The organism is Actinomadura harenae (assembly GCF_003696215.1).
Taxonomy (GTDB): Bacteria; Actinomycetota; Actinomycetes; order Streptosporangiales; family Streptosporangiaceae; genus Spirillospora; species Spirillospora harenae.
The window spans coordinates 1-15,006 of sequence record NZ_RFFG01000003.1; the positions used below are offsets into that span (position 1 = coordinate 1).

A 15,006-nucleotide genomic window follows, 5' to 3' on the forward strand; every position below is an offset into this window, starting at 1 on the left:
GACGCCGCGCCCGCCGCCCCGCCCGCGGAGCCCGCCGCGCCGCGCCGCCGCCTGTTCGGGGGCTGGCGGCTCAAACTCGGCGTCGGCCTGCTCGCCGCCGGGACGGCCGCGGCCGCCGTCATCGTCATGACCGGCCAGGACGGACCGTCCGGCAAGGCGACCCCGCCTCTCGCGCAGGGCGGGCACGGCTTCACCGAGGTCGCGGCGAAGGCCGAGCTGGCGCCGACGGGGAGGTACTGGTTCTCCGACGACGTCAGTGGCCAGGCGTACGTCATGCGGCCGAAGACCGGCGCCTACGCGATCTTCGGGGCGCAGACCGAGTCCCACATCACCACCGACACGGGCGCGAAGGCGACCACGACCTACATGGAGCGCGACCTGCCCGCCCGCCCGGCGACGAAGGAGGACGAGGCCGCCTGGAGGCGCGCGGGGTCGCCCTCGTCCCTCCGAGTCTGGTCGAACGACCACTACTGGACCTACACGACGCAGGCGAAGCCCTGGAGCGGAGGGGAGACCGACTCCATGAAGGGCGGGAAGTTCTACGGCCCCAGCGGGACGCTGCTGTCGAAGGAGGAGTTCGCCACCCTGCCGACCGACCCGTCCGCCCTCGCGAACGCGTTCTTCTCCAACAAGGGGTGGGGCGGGCATCCGCTGGCCCCGGCCCTCAAGAAGAAGTTCGACCTGAAGCCCCCCGGGAAGATGACCCCGCGCCAGAAGCTCTTCGAGGCGGGAGGGGCCATCAGGAACATGCCGCTGCCGCCCAAGGTGCGCGCGGGACTGATGCGCGCCCTCGCCGCCCAGCCGGGGATCCAGACGGTGAAGGACGCCGTGGACCCGCTCGGCCGCCGGGGCATCGCCCTCGCGGCCGCGCCGGAGAGCGTCACCTGGACGGCGGAGTACGGCGCGCCGAAGGCCGAGCAGGGCACCTTCGTGGGGCGGGACGAGCTGGTCTTCGACCCGAAGACGGGTGAGCTGCTCTCCGAGCAGACCGTCCTGACGACCCCCGGCGGCGCCTACGCCCAGCTGAAGCCGGGCACGGTGCTGAACTACTGGATCCTCCGCCAGTCCGGCTGGACGGACACCAAGCCGCAGCCCCCGGCCGACCTGCCCTTCTGATCTACGCCCCTCGCGTCCCGGCGGCCTGACAGCCGTCGCCACAGGATCCGCGCCCCGCTTCCGGGGCGCGGATCTTTTTCGTTCCGGCGCCGAACCCGATCGTCCCTCCGGCGAAGAAGAAGTGACGCCGACCGGAAGGACCTCCATGCCATGACCGCCTCACCCGTCGTGGACGACGACGCGGAACTCGTCGCGGCCTCCCGTTCCGATCCCGATCGGTTCGCCCTTCTCTATGACCGGCACTTCACCGCCGTCTACCGGTACCTGACGGCGCGGCTCGGGACGCAGACCGCCGACGACCTGGCGGCCGAGACGTTCCTGATCGCCTTCCGCGGCCGCGACCGGTACGACCCGGAGCGCGGGATCCCGCGCGCCTGGCTGTTCGGCATCGCCACCCGGCTCGTCGCGCGGCACCACCGCGCCGAGGAGCGCCGCCACCGCGCCCTCACCCTGCTCACCGCCGAACCGGGCGCCGAGACCGTCGCGGCGGGCCGCGCACGGCTGCTGGCGGAGGCGCGCAGGCCGTCGCGGCGACGTTTCCGCGTACCGCGTCCGGCGCTGGTCACCGGGTTCGGGACGGCGCTGGCCGGCGCGTCCGCCGCCGTGGCGCTGATGATGGCGTCCGGGACGGCGACGCCCCGCGCGCCCGGCGCGACCGGGTCGTCCGAGGCCCCGAAGGACGCGTTCGTGCAGGTCGCGGCCAAGGCCGAGCTGCAACCCGGCGGACGGTTCTGGCACAGCGACCAGATCAGCGGCCAGGCGTACGCGCAGCGGCCCGCGACCGGCCCGTACACGATCTTCGGCGCGCAGTACGAGTCCTTCCAGTACACCAGCGTGGACAAGAAGGGCGGTTCGGACGTGATAGGCCGCGAGGTCTCCGCGCGTCCGGCGTCGCCGGAGGACGAGGCGGCATGGAGGCGCGCCGGTTCGCCGTCGTCCTTCCGGGTGTGGTCGAACGACCACTACGCCGTCTACAAGGCCGGGACGACGCCGTGGACGGCCGACAAGAAGCGCAAGGGCGGTTCGTTCTTCCTGCCGGGCAAGGGCGTGGAGCCGACGCCCGACCAGGTCGCGAACCTGCCGACCGATCCTGCGGCCCTGGCCAGGTTCCTGTTCCCGGTGCGCGACGACGGGATCAAGAACCTGACGTATGAGGAGATCATGGAGCTGCGGAGGCAGGAGGCCGCGGGGAAGAACGTGGACTGGGGCCACATCCCGCCCCGGCAGATGAAGCCGGAGGAGCGGATGGACCAGGTGGCCGAGGTCCTGCTCAACCTGCCCGTCTCGCCGAAGCAGCGGTCGGCGCTCATGCGGACCCTCGCGGCGCAGCCCGGCGTCCACGTTCTCAAGGAGGCCACCGACACGCTCGGCCGCCGCGGCATCGCGCTCGTCACCGACCCCTGGCAGGTCACCCGTACCGGCGAGAGCGGGGCGCCGAAGGCGGAGCGGGGGAGCTACACCGTCCAGGACGAGCTGATCTTCGATCCGGCGACCGGCGCGCTGCTGTCCAGCCAGCGCGTGCTGGTGCGGCCGGGCGGTCCGTACGCGTCCCGGAAGCCGGGGGCGGTGGACGGCTACCGGGCTGTCCGGTCGTCGGGCTGGACCGACACCAGGCCCGAGCCCCCGGTCGAGTCGCTCTTCTGATCCGGCGACGGCTCCGCCGCCCCGCACCCCGCGTCCTGGAAGGGCGCGGGGTGCGGCGTTTTCGCGCGCGCACGAGAAATTCTGAGATCACGCCGAAGGGTTCCTCACGGCGGACCGGAGTACTTGTGACACCGACCGGAAGGATCCCTCGCCATGTCAGCTCCACCGATAGTGGACGACGCGGAACTCGTCGCGGCGTCCCGCGACGACCCGGAGCGGTTCACCAGCGTCTACGACCGGCACTTCGCGGCGATCCGCCGCTACGTCGCCGCCCGGCTCGGCCCCGAGCCGGCCGACGACGTCGCCGCCGAGACGTTCCTGACCGCGTTCCGCCGCCGCGCCGACTACGACCCGGTGCGCGGCGAGGTGCGCGCCTGGCTGTTCGGCATCGCGACCCGGCTCGTCGGGGAGCACCGCCGGGTCGAGGAGCGCCGGTACCGGACGCTCGCGCGGGTCGCTCCGGGCCGTCCCGAGGAGGGGCCGGAGGAGCGGGTCGCCGACGCGGTCGACGCCCAGCTCGCCCAGCCCCGGCTGGCCGCCGCGCTGCGCACGCTGTCCAGGAAGGAGCGGGACGCCCTGCTCCTCGCCGCCTTCACCGATCTGACCCGGGACGACATCGCCGTCGCACTCGGCATCCCGGTCGGGACGGTCGGCTCCCGCCTCAACCGGGCGCGCGGACGACTCCGCGCCGCCCTCTCCACCACGAAGGGAAAGTGATCATGGACGAACTCGGAATGATCGTGGCCATGCTGGACGAGGAACCGTCCGCGCACGGCGAGCAGGACGGCCGGAGGAGGCTGACCTTCGCGACGACCGGGTCTCCGGCGCCCCGGCTGCGCGCGTCGACCCGGCCCCGCTTCGCGCTGTTCGGCGGCTTCGGCCTGGCCGGAGCGGCGGCGGCGGTCACCGCAGGCGCGGTGCTGCTGTCGTCCGGGACGACGCCCCGCGCGCCCGACCACGACGACGCGTCGTCCGCCAGCCGGCTCATGCTGGCCGCCGCCCACAGTGCGGAGCGCGAGTCGGTCCAGCCGCACGGCCGCTACTGGGAGATCCAGACGCAGGTCGGCGGGCGCATGGTGGAGGACGGCAAGTCGTACAACTTCGTCCAGCGCAAGGGGAAGTACGACGCGGGGCCGGGCAAGGACGCCTGGGGTACCCAGAAGATGGTCTCCAAGAAGTACTTCGGGCCCACCAGCGATCAGGGTTCGCGCACGGCGATGATGAACTCCTTCACCTGGACGAAGGAGTCCTGGACCCCCGGCGAGATGTACGAGATCCTCCCCGGGTCGAGGTACCCGGGGGACGTCCGGAAGATCCCTGGCACCCCTGCGGGGGCGAAGACCTATCTGGACGGGGTGCTGAAGAAGTCGGGGTTCCCCACCGAACCGGGACAGTGGGCGTTCACGAACGCTCCGGCCGTTCTCGCCGCACCGGTCGGCCCGCAGGTGCGCGCCGCGGTCTACCGGCTCCTCGCGACCGCGCCGGGGCTCCGGCTGGTGGGCAAGGTCAAGGACCCGCTCGGCCGGAGCGGAACCGCGTTCTCCTTGCGGGGCAAGGGCGGCGGCATGGTCTACGACTACCAGCTCATCATCGACACCAAGGCGGGCCGGGTGCTGGCCGACCGGACGGTGCTGGTCAAGACCGGCCCGGCGTGGGCCGACAAGAAGGCCGGCGACGTCATCAACTACTCCGCCGTCCTCTCCTACGGCTGGACGGACAAGGTGCCCGCCTACCCGCCGCTGCCCAACGACGCCCCGTCGCCGAAGAAGTAGCCCGGAGTGGTGCCGTGCTCGGTCAGGGGCATGCCTAGTGCCACCCGGTGGGAGAGCCAGCGGCTCGGCCGGTAGCGCGGGTCGCCCGTCCCGGCGAACATGGCGCCGAGCGCGCTGAGCACCCGCTCGGGTCCCCTGTGGTTGCCCCACTCCAGGGGCCCGAGCGGGTAGCCGAGGCCGAGCCGGACGGCGGTGTCGATGTCGCCCGGGGACGCCAGCCCGCGCTGCGCGATCTCGCACGACACGTTCACGATCGACGCGAGAAGCCGTTCGGACACCGGCACGGGGGCGTCGGTGACCACGGTCACCGGAAGGCCGGTGGCGGCGAGGCCCGCGAGCGCCGCCTCGCCGACCGCCGGGTCCAGGCCCGGGTGGACGGTCAGGACGAGGCGGCGCTCGAACCCGCCGACCGGGTCCACGGCTACGGTGCGACGCGGGTCGAGGCTGTTCTCGTGCGGGAAGATCACGCCGTCGGTGTCCAGCACGATCGCCGCCTCGGACGGCATCGGGCCGCGCTCCACCGGAACCCCGGCCTTGGCCAGCACGCCGGCGAGCCGGTCGGCGTCGGGGGCCGGGCCGGTGATCCAGAACGGCGGCAGGGAGTCCCCGGCGCCCGCCGGGGCCGGGGCTTCGGCGGGTTCCCGCTTCACGCCGTCCACGTACTCGTACCAGCCGGCGCCGGTCTTCCGTCCGAACAGGCCCGCGTCGTACCGCGCGCGCGTGAGGTGCGACGGCCGGAGCCGCTCGTCGTAGTGGAACCCCTCCCAGATCGTCTCGAGGACGGGGTGGGAGACGTCCAGCCCGGTGAGGTCCATCAGCTCGAACGGGCCCATCTTCAGGCCGAGGACGTCGCGCGCGATCCGGTCGACGTCCACCGGGCGGGCCGTCCCCTCGGCGACGATCTGCAGCGCCTCGGTCGACAGCCCGCGTCCCGCGTGGTTGACGAGGAACCCCGGGGTGTCGGGCGCCCGGACGGGCGTGTGCCCGAGACGCCGGACGAGGCCGGTCAGCGCGTCCGGGATCCAGTCGGCCGTGCGCGCGCCGGGGATCACCTCGGCGAGCCTCATCAGCGGCACCGGGTTGAAGAAGTGCAGTCCGGCCAGCCGGGACGGATCGGACAAGCCCGCCGCGATCCGCGTGACCGACAGCGAACTCGTGTTGGTCGCGAGGACGGTCGTCTCCGGGCACGCCTTCTCCAGGCCCTGGAAGAGCCGCTGCTTGGCCGGCAGGTCCTCCCGGACGGCCTCGATCACCAGGTCGAGCCGTTCGGCGGGCGCGAGCGGATCGTCCAGCGGGACGAGCCGGGCCTTGGCCGCCGTCGCGTCGTCCGCGGCCATCCGGCCCTTGGCGACGAGCTTGTCGAACATCGCGCCCACCTGCGCGACGGCCGCGTCCACGGCCTCGGGTCGCGCGTCGGCCAGCTGGACGGTCAGCCCCGCCGCTGCCGCGACCTGCGCGATCCCGCGTCCCATGATCCCGGTGCCGACCACCCGGACCGTCGTCGCCCGTTCCGCCCAGTGCTCCACCCGTGGCCTCCTCGGTTCGTTCCCAGAACGAAACTCTCGTCTCCGTCAGGCGGAACGCTTCCGTTGATCCCACCCGTGTCCGGCATACCCTGCCAAGAGTCAGCCCCGTCTGTCTCGTCCGCCCGAGGAGCCGTCCATGCGCGAAGTCGTGATCTGCGAACCCCTGCGGACCCCGATCGGCCGCTTCGGCGGGGCCCTCCGGGCGGTCGCCCCCGTCGACCTCGCGACCACGGTGATCCGCGCGCTGCTCGACCGCACCGGCCTCCCCGGCGACGCCGTCGACGAGGTGATCCTCGGCTGGTGCAACCCGAACGCCGACGCCCCCGCCATCGGACGCGTCGCCGCGCTCGACGCGGGCCTGCCGGTCACGACCGGCGGCGGCCAGGTCGACCGCCGCTGCGGCTCGGGGCTCCAGGCCGTCCTGGACGCCGCGATGCAGATCCAGACCGGCGTCGCCGACCTGGTCATCGCGGGCGGGACGGAGTCGATGAGCAACGCGCCGTTCTACACGACGTCCGCGCGGTGGGGCGTGCGCACGCCGTCCCTCGAACTCCACGACGCCCTCGCCCGAGGCCGGACGACCGCGGGCGGGGCGAACCACCCGGTTCCGGGCGGGATGCTCGAGACGGCCGAGAACCTCCGCCGCGAGTACAAGATCGGCCGCGAGGAGCAGGACGAGCTGGCCGTTCGGTCCCACCGGCGCGCCGTCGCCGCCCAGCGCGAGGGCTGGTTCGCCGACGAGATCGTCCCCGTGGTGATCACATCCCGCACGGGCGACACCGTCGTAGACACCGACGAGCATCCCCGTCCCGACACGACCGTGGAGGGCCTCGCGAGGCTCCGGCCCGTCCTCGGCAAGTCCGACCCGGACGCGACCGTCACCGCCGGTAACGCCTCCGGCCAGAACGACGCGGCCGCCGCGTGCGTCGTCACGACCCCGGAACGCGCCGCGGAGTTGGGGCTGCGTCCGCTCGTCCGGCTCGTCTCGTGGGCGCGCGCGGGCGTGCCGCCGCGGACGATGGGCATCGGGCCCGTCCCGGCGACCGCCAAGGCCCTGGAACGCGCGAACCTCACCCTCGCCGACCTCGACCTCATCGAGCTGAACGAGGCGTTCGCCGCCCAGGTCCTGGCGGTCACCCGCGAATGGGGCTTCACGGACGCCGACTGGGAGCGCACCAACGTCAACGGCTCCGGGATCTCCCTCGGCCACCCCGTCGGCGCGACCGGCGCCCGCATCCTCGCGACGCTCGCGCGCGAGATGCACCGCCGCGAGGCCCGCTACGCCCTCGAGACCATGTGCATCGGCGGCGGCCAGGGCCTGGCCGCCATCTTCGAACGCACTCCCTGAGACTTCTTGGCCTTCATAGGCGGGCTAGGGAATCCAGGCGGGATTGCGGCCGCTGCGCGCGACCAGGCGGTCGAGGGCCGGGGCGTCGTCCGGCACGGGGACGGGCGGGCCGAACGCTCCGCCCGGCGGGCGCGGGCCGTCCTCTGAGGGGGCGGGCTGTCCGGCGAGCAGCGCGAGGCAGATCTCGGCCTCGTCCGCCGGGACGTCGTAGGGCTGCCCGGTCGCGCGGGCGAGGTCCCAGCCGTGCAGGATCAGCTCGTCCAGGGCGACCCGGGCCAGGACGGCACTGGGCAGCGGCACGCCGCCCGCCTCGCTCATGCCGTCCCACGCGGACGGCTCGCGCCACGCCACGACCAGGTCCTTGAGCTGCTCGGGGACGCGGGTGCGCCAGTCGGCGGCCAGGTGCTCCGCGGACGGCGCCGGGGGCCGGGACGCCCCGGGCCCGACCTGCTTGCGGGCGACGCGGGCGAAGGCGGCGGTGAGGCCGTCCATGTGGTCGAGCAGGGTGGCGACGGAGAAGCCCTCGCAGGGCGTCACGGCGTCCATCCCGTCGTCCGGGATCGCGGCCAGCACACCGGTGAGCCGGTGCGCCGCGGGTTCGAAGTCGAACTCGACGGCCATCTGATGCTCCTCTTCTACGGGTGTCTCGCAGAGGTGGACCGGGGCCGCCGTCCGGACTCATCGGCGGGCAGATCTTATAAAATATATTCCCGCCGACCGGTGACGTTCCGTGTCCGGCCGGGACGGCTGTCTCGCGTAAGCTACTGCCGAGTAGTATTCGGGACCCGGATGAAGTGCGGTATGTCGCGAGCCCTTACGCTGACAGCCAACGGCCCGTACCCAGGAGGACGGAACAAGTGCTCTACGCCACGACGTTGATAATCGGCCTCGTCGGCACGGCGGTCGCCTTGGCGCTCGCCGGCCGCCGGGTGCTGTTCCTGTGGAACTGGTTCAAGAGCGGCCAGCCCGACCCCGACCGCGTCCTGACGGTGAGGCGGGACAAGAAGGGTGACGTCGAGGGCCAGGTCGTCGAGGTCATGGGGCAGCGCAAGCTGCTCAAGTGGACCGTGGCGGGCGCGGCGCACGCCGCCGTCATGTGGGCCTTCATCCTGTTGATCACGGTCTACCTCGAGGCCGCCGTCGCGCTGCTGTTCGGGCTGGACAAGCACATCCCCGGCCTCCAGACCTGGGGCCCGATCGGCTTCGTCCAGGACACCATCGCGCTCGCCTGCGCGATCGGCCTGGGCGTCTTCGCGATCATCCGCGTGAAGAACTCGCCGGCCAAGCTGGACCGCAGGTCCCGGTTCAAGGGCTCGCACACCGGCGGCGCGTGGGTGATCCTCCTGATGATCTTCAACGTCATCTGGACGATGTTCTTCTTCCGGGGCGTCGAGTGGGCCAACGGCAACCTCTCCTACGGCAAGGGCGCCTACTTCTCCTACGCGGTCGGCCAGCTGTTCAAGGGCATGTCCCACAGCACCCTGGACGTCCTCGAGGCCGTCGGCCTGCTGCTGCACATCGGCGTCGCGCTGGTCTTCCTGGTCATCGTCGTGAACAGCAAGCACCTGCACATCTTCATCGCGCCGCTGAACGTCATGTTCAAGCGCCGCCCGGACGGCCTCGGCGCGGTCCAGCCGATGATGAGCAAGGGCAAGCCCCTCGACTTCGAGGAGGCCGACCCGGACGAGGACACCTTCGGCCGCGGCAAGATCGAGGACTTCACCTGGAAGGGCTACCTCGACATGGCGACCTGCACCGAGTGCGGTCGTTGCCAGTCGCAGTGCCCGGCCTGGAACACCGGCAAGCCGCTGTCGCCGAAGATGGTCATCCTCGAGCTGCGCGACCACGCCATGGCCAAGGCCCCGTACATGCTCGCCTCCGAGGAGGAGCGCGAGAAGTTCACCGACGAGCAGAAGCTCGCCATGCAGGTCGACCGCGAGCTGGTCGCCGAGGACGGCGTGATCCACCCGGACGTCCTGTGGTCCTGCACCAACTGCGGCGCCTGCGTCGAGCAGTGCCCGGTGGACATCGAGCACATCGACCACATCCTGGACATGCGCCGCTTCCAGGTCATGATCGAGTCCTCGTTCCCGAGCGAGGCGGGCGTCATGCTCAAGAACCTCGAGAACAAGGGCAACCCGTGGGGCATGTCCGAGATGAAGCGCCTCGAGTGGATCGAGGAGCTCGACTTCGAGGTCCCCGTGGTCGAGGACACGATGCCCGAGGACACCGAGTACCTCTTCTGGGTCGGCTGCGCCGGCGCCCTGGAGGACCGGGCCAAGAAGACCACCAAGGCCGTCGCGGAGCTGCTGCACATCGCGGACGTCAAGTTCGCCGTCCTCGGCCCGGCGGAGGCCTGCACCGGTGACCCGGCGCGCCGCCTGGGCATGGAGTTCGTCTTCCAGATGCTCGGCCAGCAGAACGTCGAGACGCTGAACGAGGCGGGCGTCAAGAAGATCGTCGCGACCTGCCCGCACTGCTTCAACACCCTCGCCAACGAGTACCCGCAGATCGGCGGGAACTACGAGGTCGTCCACCACACCCAGCTGCTCGCGCACCTGGTCGAGGAGGGCAGGCTCACCCCGGTCACGCCGATCGAGGAGAAGATCACCTACCACGACCCCTGCTTCCTGGGCCGGCACAACAAGGTCTACAAGCAGCCGCGCGACATCATGGCGACCGTCCCCGGCGTCCAGACGCAGGAGATGCACCGGCACAAGGACCGCGGCTTCTGCTGCGGCGCCGGCGGCGCCCGGATGTGGATGGAGGAGCGCATCGGCAAGCGCATCAACACCGAGCGCGTGGACGAGGCCCTCACGACCGACCCGGACACCGTCTCCACCGCCTGCCCGTTCTGCCTCGTGATGCTCGGCGACGCCATCAACGAGAAGAAGAACGCGGGCGAGGCCAAGGAGTCGCTGGAGGTCGTGGACGTCTCCCAGCTGCTCATCCGCTCCGTCAAGGGCGAGCCCGTCGCCGCCTCGGCCGAGTGACGCCCCTGCCGGCGTGACGGCCTGAGCAACAGCGTGACGGCCTGAGCACGACCTGACGGCCCCGATCCGGACCCTTTCCGGATCGGGGCCGTTCGTGTTCCGGACGGCCGTCACCCGACTGTTGTGAAAAGTTCTTCGCGTTCGGGGGCCGCGCCGTACTGTGGGACGCATCGCCCGTATCGGCCCGTCCGCGCCTCGGGCCGATACGGGCGCCGACGGCCTCGGAAGCGGGGCACACGCGGCGTTCGAGGGGCGTTCGAGGGGCGATCGCGAGGTGCTCGTGAGGCGCTCGCGCGGGGTCAAGAGATCCCTGGGGAGATCATGGGGGCCTGGGGACGCGGTTCCCGCCCGCGCCGTCCCCCCGCCCTGGTAGGACCGGACGCATGGCGATCGTGATGGCGCTGGTGTCCCTGCTGATGACCCTGCTCGGCGGGGTCGTCGCCATGCGCGTCCGCGACCGCCGCCACCTCGTCCTCGGCCTCGCGGGCGGGCTCATCCTCGGCGTCGCGGCGTTCGACCTCGTCCCCGAGTCGCTCCAGCTGACGCACCTGCGCGTCCTGCGGGTGGACGCGCCGATGGTCGGGTTCGCGGTCGGGTTCCTCGTCCTGCACGTGGTCGAGCAGCTCTCCGCGATCCACCAGGCCCACGAGGGCGAGTACGCGCCGCACCGGCACCCCCACGGCCACGGGCACCCGGGGAAGGGCGGCCACATCGGGATCCTCGCCGCGTGCGCCCTGGTCGGCCACAGCCTGGTGGACGGCCTGAGCATCGGCCTCGGCTACCAGTCGGGCGGCGACGTCGGCCTGTTCGTGGCCCTCGCCGTCATCGCGCACGACTTCGCGGACGGCTTCAACACCTTCACCGCCGCGTCCCTGAACCGCGCGGACCGGCGTCCGGCGATCATCCTGCTCGGCCTGGACGCGGTCGCCCCGGTCGCGGGGGCGGCCCTGACGCTGCTGGTGACCGTCCCGAAGTCGGTCCTCGGCATCTACCTGGGGTTCTTCGCCGGGATCCTGCTGTACCTGGCGGCGGGGGAGATCCTCCCCGAGGCGCACAGCCGCCACCCGCGCGTCCTCACGCTGTGCGCGACGGGCGTGGGCCTGCTCGCCGTCATGGGCATCATGTCCCTCGGCGAGTAGCCCCCGCTCCGGGAGCCGAAAAGCGTCCGCGCCGGGGCCGGAATGCGTCCGCGCCGGGGCCGGAGAATGCGGAACGGGGCCGTCCCGGGTGGGAGACGGCCCCGCTCGTCGCGGAGGTGCCGCGGATCAGGACGTGATCTTGGACATGAAGTCGGGGTTGGCCTTGAGCCACTCCTCGACGCCCTGCTGCTCACGGCCCTTGTACTTGTTCATGACGTCGTCCTCCAGCGGGAACAGCTGCTGGTCGGTCATCTTGAACTTCTTCAGCCAGCCAGCGACCTCCGGGAAGTCGGTGCTGAAGCCCTTGCGGGCCAGCATGTACGACTTCTCGGCGGTGCCGAAGGCGCCCTTCGGGTCGGCCAGCGGCTTGATCGGGAACTTGGCGTAGGCCCAGTGCGGCTTCCACAGCGTGACCACGATCGGCGTGTTCGAGTTCGACGCGCGGGTCAGCTCGGCCAGCATCGCCGGGGTGCTGCTCTGCACGAGCGTGAACTTGCCGTCCAGCCCGTACTGCGGCATCACCTTGGTCCGGACGATCTTCATCTCGCCCGCGCTGGGCTCGATGCCGACGATCCGGTTCTTGTACCGCGCCGGGTCCTTCGCCAGGTCCTCCACCGAGTTCGCCGGGTCGTCCTTCAGGACGGCCAGCTGCATCGACGCGTTGTCGTACCAGGGCCCGAGGTTCTCGAGCTTGTCCTTGTACCTGTTGTAGTAGTCCGCGTGCGTCGCGGGCAGCCACGAGTCGAGGAACAGGTCGACGTTCCCGTTGGCCATGCCGGCGTACAGCGGACCGGCGTCCACCTGCTCCAGCTTGACCTTGTAGCCCTTGTCCTCGAGCGTCCGCTTCCACAGGTGGCTGATCGCCACATCCTCGTCCCACGGGATGTAGCCGATCGTGATCGTCTTGCCCTTGCCGCCACCGGAGCCCGTGCCGCCCGTCCCGGCGATGCCGAGCCCGGCCGCGAGCAGCACGACCACCAGCAGCCCGGACAGCGCGAACGCCGGACGCGGACGGTAGTGCAGGACCATGTCCCAGCCGCGGGTGTGGATCCCGGCCGCCTTGCGCCGGGTCACCGGGTTCAGCCGCTCGCCGAGCGCGCCGGTCAGCCGGTCCAGGGTGATCGCCAGGACGACGACCGCGAGACCGGCGTTCACGCCGCCCGCGATGTCCAGCTGGGTGATCGCGCCGAACACCTCGGTGCCGAGGCCCTGCGCGCCGACCATGCCGGAGATGACCACCATGGACAGCGACAGCATGATCACCTGGTTCACGCCGGCCATGATCGTGCCGAGGGCGAGCGGAAGCTGCACGCGCAGCAGCGTCCGTGCCGGCGGCGTGCCGAACGCGTCGGCCGCCTCGACCATCTCCTTGTCCACCTGGCTGATGCCCAGCTGGGTCAGCCGGACGCCCGGCGGCAGCGAGAAGATCATCGTCGCGATGATGCCCGGCACCTGCCCGATGCCGAAGAAGAACACCGCGGGCAGCAGGTACACGAACGCGGGCATCGTCTGCATGAAGTCCAGCACCGGCCGGACGAACGCCGCGAACCGCGAAGAGCGCGCGGCCAGGATGCCGACCGGGATGCCGACGACCAGCGCCGCGAGCGACGCCACCAGCACCTGCGCGAGCGTGGACATCGCCGCGTCCCACTCGCCCAGGTTGTCGATCAGCATCATGCCGAGGAAGACCAGGACGGCGGCCAGCGGACCCCGCAGCCACAACCCGATCATCGCCACGACCAGCGCGAACGCGACCGCGGGCGGGGCCTGGAGGGCGGCCTCCAGATGGCTGACGAACCCGCCGATCACCACGTTGATCGCGTGGAAGACGGGTTCGCCGTGCTTGGTCAGCCAGTTGACGGCATCGTCGGCCCATTCGCCGACGGGGATCTTATGCACGGGCCATCGCCTCCGCCTCGTCCTCGACGATGCGGTTCTCGCCGGTGTTGTTCGCCTGGCCCAGCGCCGCCAGCAGCGTCACGCGCGGGATCACGCCGAGCAGCCGCCCGGCGCCGTCGCACACGGGCAGCGGCAGGGCGCTCTCGGCGGACGCGCTGAACAGCTCGGCGACCGGCGTGTCCGGCGTCACCGGCTCCAGCCCGGCCTCGATCACCTCGTCCAGCGTGGTCGCGCCGTCCCGGACGGCCTGGGCCGCCCGCTCGGCGTACACCGCGCCCATCAGCTTGCGGTCGCGTCCCACGACGAACGCGCCGGCCACCTGGGCCTCGCGCATCGCCCGGACGGCCGCGCGCGGCCCCGCGGCGGGGTTCACCACGGCGACCGGCTTCTCCATGACGGAGCTCGCCGTCAGGACCCGGGAACGGTCCACATCCGCGACGAACTGCGCGACATAGTCGTTCGCCGGGTCCATCAGAATCTCCTCGGCGGTGCCGATCTGCATGATCCGGCCACCCCGCATCATCGCGATGCGATCGCCGAGGCGCATGGCCTCGTTGAGGTCGTGCGTGATGAACACAATCGTCTTGCCGAGCTCGTTCTGGAGCTCCAGAAGGAGTTCCTGCATCTCCCGCCGAATCAGCGGGTCGAGGGCGCTGAACGCCTCGTCCATCAGCAGGATGCCGGTGTCGGACGTGAGCGCCCGAGCGATACCGACACGCTGCTGCATACCACCGGACAACTCGTGCGGGAACTTGTCCTCCCACCCGCCCAGTCCGACGGTCTTCAGGAACTTCCCAGCCTTCTCGTGGCGTTCCTTCTTCGATACGCCCTGCACTTCCAGGGCGTACGCCGCGTTCTCCAGAACGGTGCGATGGGGGAAGAGTGCGAAGTGCTGGAACACCATGCTGACCTTCCTCTGCCGCACCTCGCGCAGCTCCTTGGCGGAGAGCTGCGTGAGGTCGGTGCCGTCGATCAGCACCTGCCCCGAGGTGGGCTCCAGCAGGCCGTTCAGCATCCTGATCAGCGTGGACTTGCCCGATCCGGACAGGCCCATCACCACGAAGATCTCGCCCTCGCGGACGTCGAAGTCGACCTCGACGACCGCGGGCGTGACGCCCAGCTCGCGTACCTCATCCACCGAGGCGCCGGCCTTCAGCCGGCGCATGGCCTCTCCGGCCTTGCGGCCGAACACTTTGTAGACGTTTACCGCGCGGAGTGTGGACACGTTCTCCTCTCTCGTTCCCACGGGCGCCGGTTGGGGCCGGATGCCAAGGCCCGCGTTCAGGGCACCGCGCTGGGTACATACCCGGTGCGGAACCCTGAGCGCGGGCAAGGGAACTCGTCTCGAGTTGTGCTTGTCCGTGCTTTGCGCTTTTGCGGGGCTCTCCCGGCACGGCGCCGCCAATCAGGATGTCCGATACGGCTGTCAACCAATCGGCGGAGCTGTGCGTCGAGCGAATTTACCCGTATATCGAGAAAGTTTCATCTTCAAGTGACCTCGGTCACATTGAGGTTTAGAACGCAAAAAGGCCGCCTACGCGTGCGCGCGTAGACGGCCTTCCGGAGTGC

11 protein-coding genes are annotated in these 15,006 nt (G+C 71.1%); 7 read left to right on the plus strand and 4 right to left on the minus strand.

Features of this window, described 5'->3' with window-relative positions:
* From EBO15_RS44005 to EBO15_RS02170, 4 genes are all read left to right on the plus strand, one after another.
* Positions 1-1,116, plus strand: a 1,116-nt coding sequence (locus EBO15_RS44005; protein WP_158628101.1) for a CU044_5270 family protein, incomplete at its 5' end; no start/stop codon positions are given.
* A gap of 150 nt (positions 1,117-1,266) precedes the next feature.
* Complete coding sequence (locus EBO15_RS45085; RefSeq protein ID WP_199744284.1) at positions 1,267-2,760, plus strand: CU044_5270 family protein; 1,494 nt, start codon at positions 1,267-1,269, stop codon at positions 2,758-2,760.
* Positions 2,761-2,913: 153 nt separating this feature from the next.
* On the plus strand, positions 2,914-3,477 hold the full coding sequence (locus tag EBO15_RS02165; RefSeq protein ID WP_122192583.1) for an RNA polymerase sigma factor: 564 nt from the start codon (positions 2,914-2,916) through the stop codon (positions 3,475-3,477).
* A gap of 2 nt (positions 3,478-3,479) precedes the next feature.
* Positions 3,480-4,532 carry a CU044_5270 family protein gene (locus tag EBO15_RS02170; RefSeq protein ID WP_147481348.1) on the plus strand — a complete coding sequence of 351 codons (1,053 nt, stop codon included), beginning with the start codon at positions 3,480-3,482 and terminating at the stop codon, positions 4,530-4,532.
* Here the strand turns inward: EBO15_RS02170 and EBO15_RS02175 are convergent.
* A complete protein-coding gene (locus EBO15_RS02175) occupies positions 4,490-6,058 on the minus strand; it encodes a 3-hydroxyacyl-CoA dehydrogenase (protein WP_122192585.1) in 1,569 nt (522 codons plus the stop codon). The two genes, EBO15_RS02170 and EBO15_RS02175, sit on opposite strands and share 43 nt — an antisense overlap.
* Before the next feature lie 136 nt (positions 6,059-6,194).
* Between EBO15_RS02175 and EBO15_RS02180 the strand changes: the two genes are divergently transcribed.
* Positions 6,195-7,406: an acetyl-CoA C-acetyltransferase gene (locus tag EBO15_RS02180; RefSeq protein WP_122192586.1), complete on the plus strand. Its 1,212-nt coding sequence runs from the start codon at positions 6,195-6,197 to the stop codon at positions 7,404-7,406.
* Between the two features lie 24 nt (positions 7,407-7,430).
* Here the strand turns inward: EBO15_RS02180 and EBO15_RS02185 are convergent, their stop codons facing one another.
* Positions 7,431-8,027 (minus strand): TIGR03086 family metal-binding protein, encoded by a 597-nt coding sequence (locus EBO15_RS02185; protein WP_122192587.1) that lies wholly within the window; start codon positions 8,025-8,027, stop codon positions 7,431-7,433.
* Positions 8,028-8,263: 236 nt separating this feature from the next.
* On the opposite strand from EBO15_RS02185, the gene EBO15_RS02190 reads away from it, so the two are divergent.
* Entirely contained in the window at positions 8,264-10,399 is a 2,136-nt protein-coding gene (locus EBO15_RS02190) for a (Fe-S)-binding protein (protein ID WP_233615869.1), read from the plus strand.
* A gap of 383 nt (positions 10,400-10,782) precedes the next feature.
* Positions 10,783-11,538, plus strand: a complete 756-nt coding sequence (locus EBO15_RS02195) for a ZIP family metal transporter (protein ID WP_122192588.1) — start codon at positions 10,783-10,785, stop codon at positions 11,536-11,538.
* 126 nt (positions 11,539-11,664) lie between these two features.
* Here EBO15_RS02195 and EBO15_RS45700 read toward each other — a convergent pair whose 3' ends face one another.
* Both EBO15_RS45700 and EBO15_RS02205 read right to left on the minus strand, forming a co-directional pair.
* Positions 11,665-13,437, minus strand: a complete 1,773-nt coding sequence (locus EBO15_RS45700) for an ABC transporter permease/substrate binding protein (RefSeq protein ID WP_122192589.1) — start codon at positions 13,435-13,437, stop codon at positions 11,665-11,667.
* Complete coding sequence (locus EBO15_RS02205; protein ID WP_456047862.1) at positions 13,430-14,770, minus strand: quaternary amine ABC transporter ATP-binding protein; 1,341 nt, start codon at positions 14,768-14,770, stop codon at positions 13,430-13,432. Before EBO15_RS02205 ends, EBO15_RS45700 begins: the two co-directional genes overlap by 8 nt.
* Positions 14,771-15,006 lie beyond the last annotated feature (236 nt).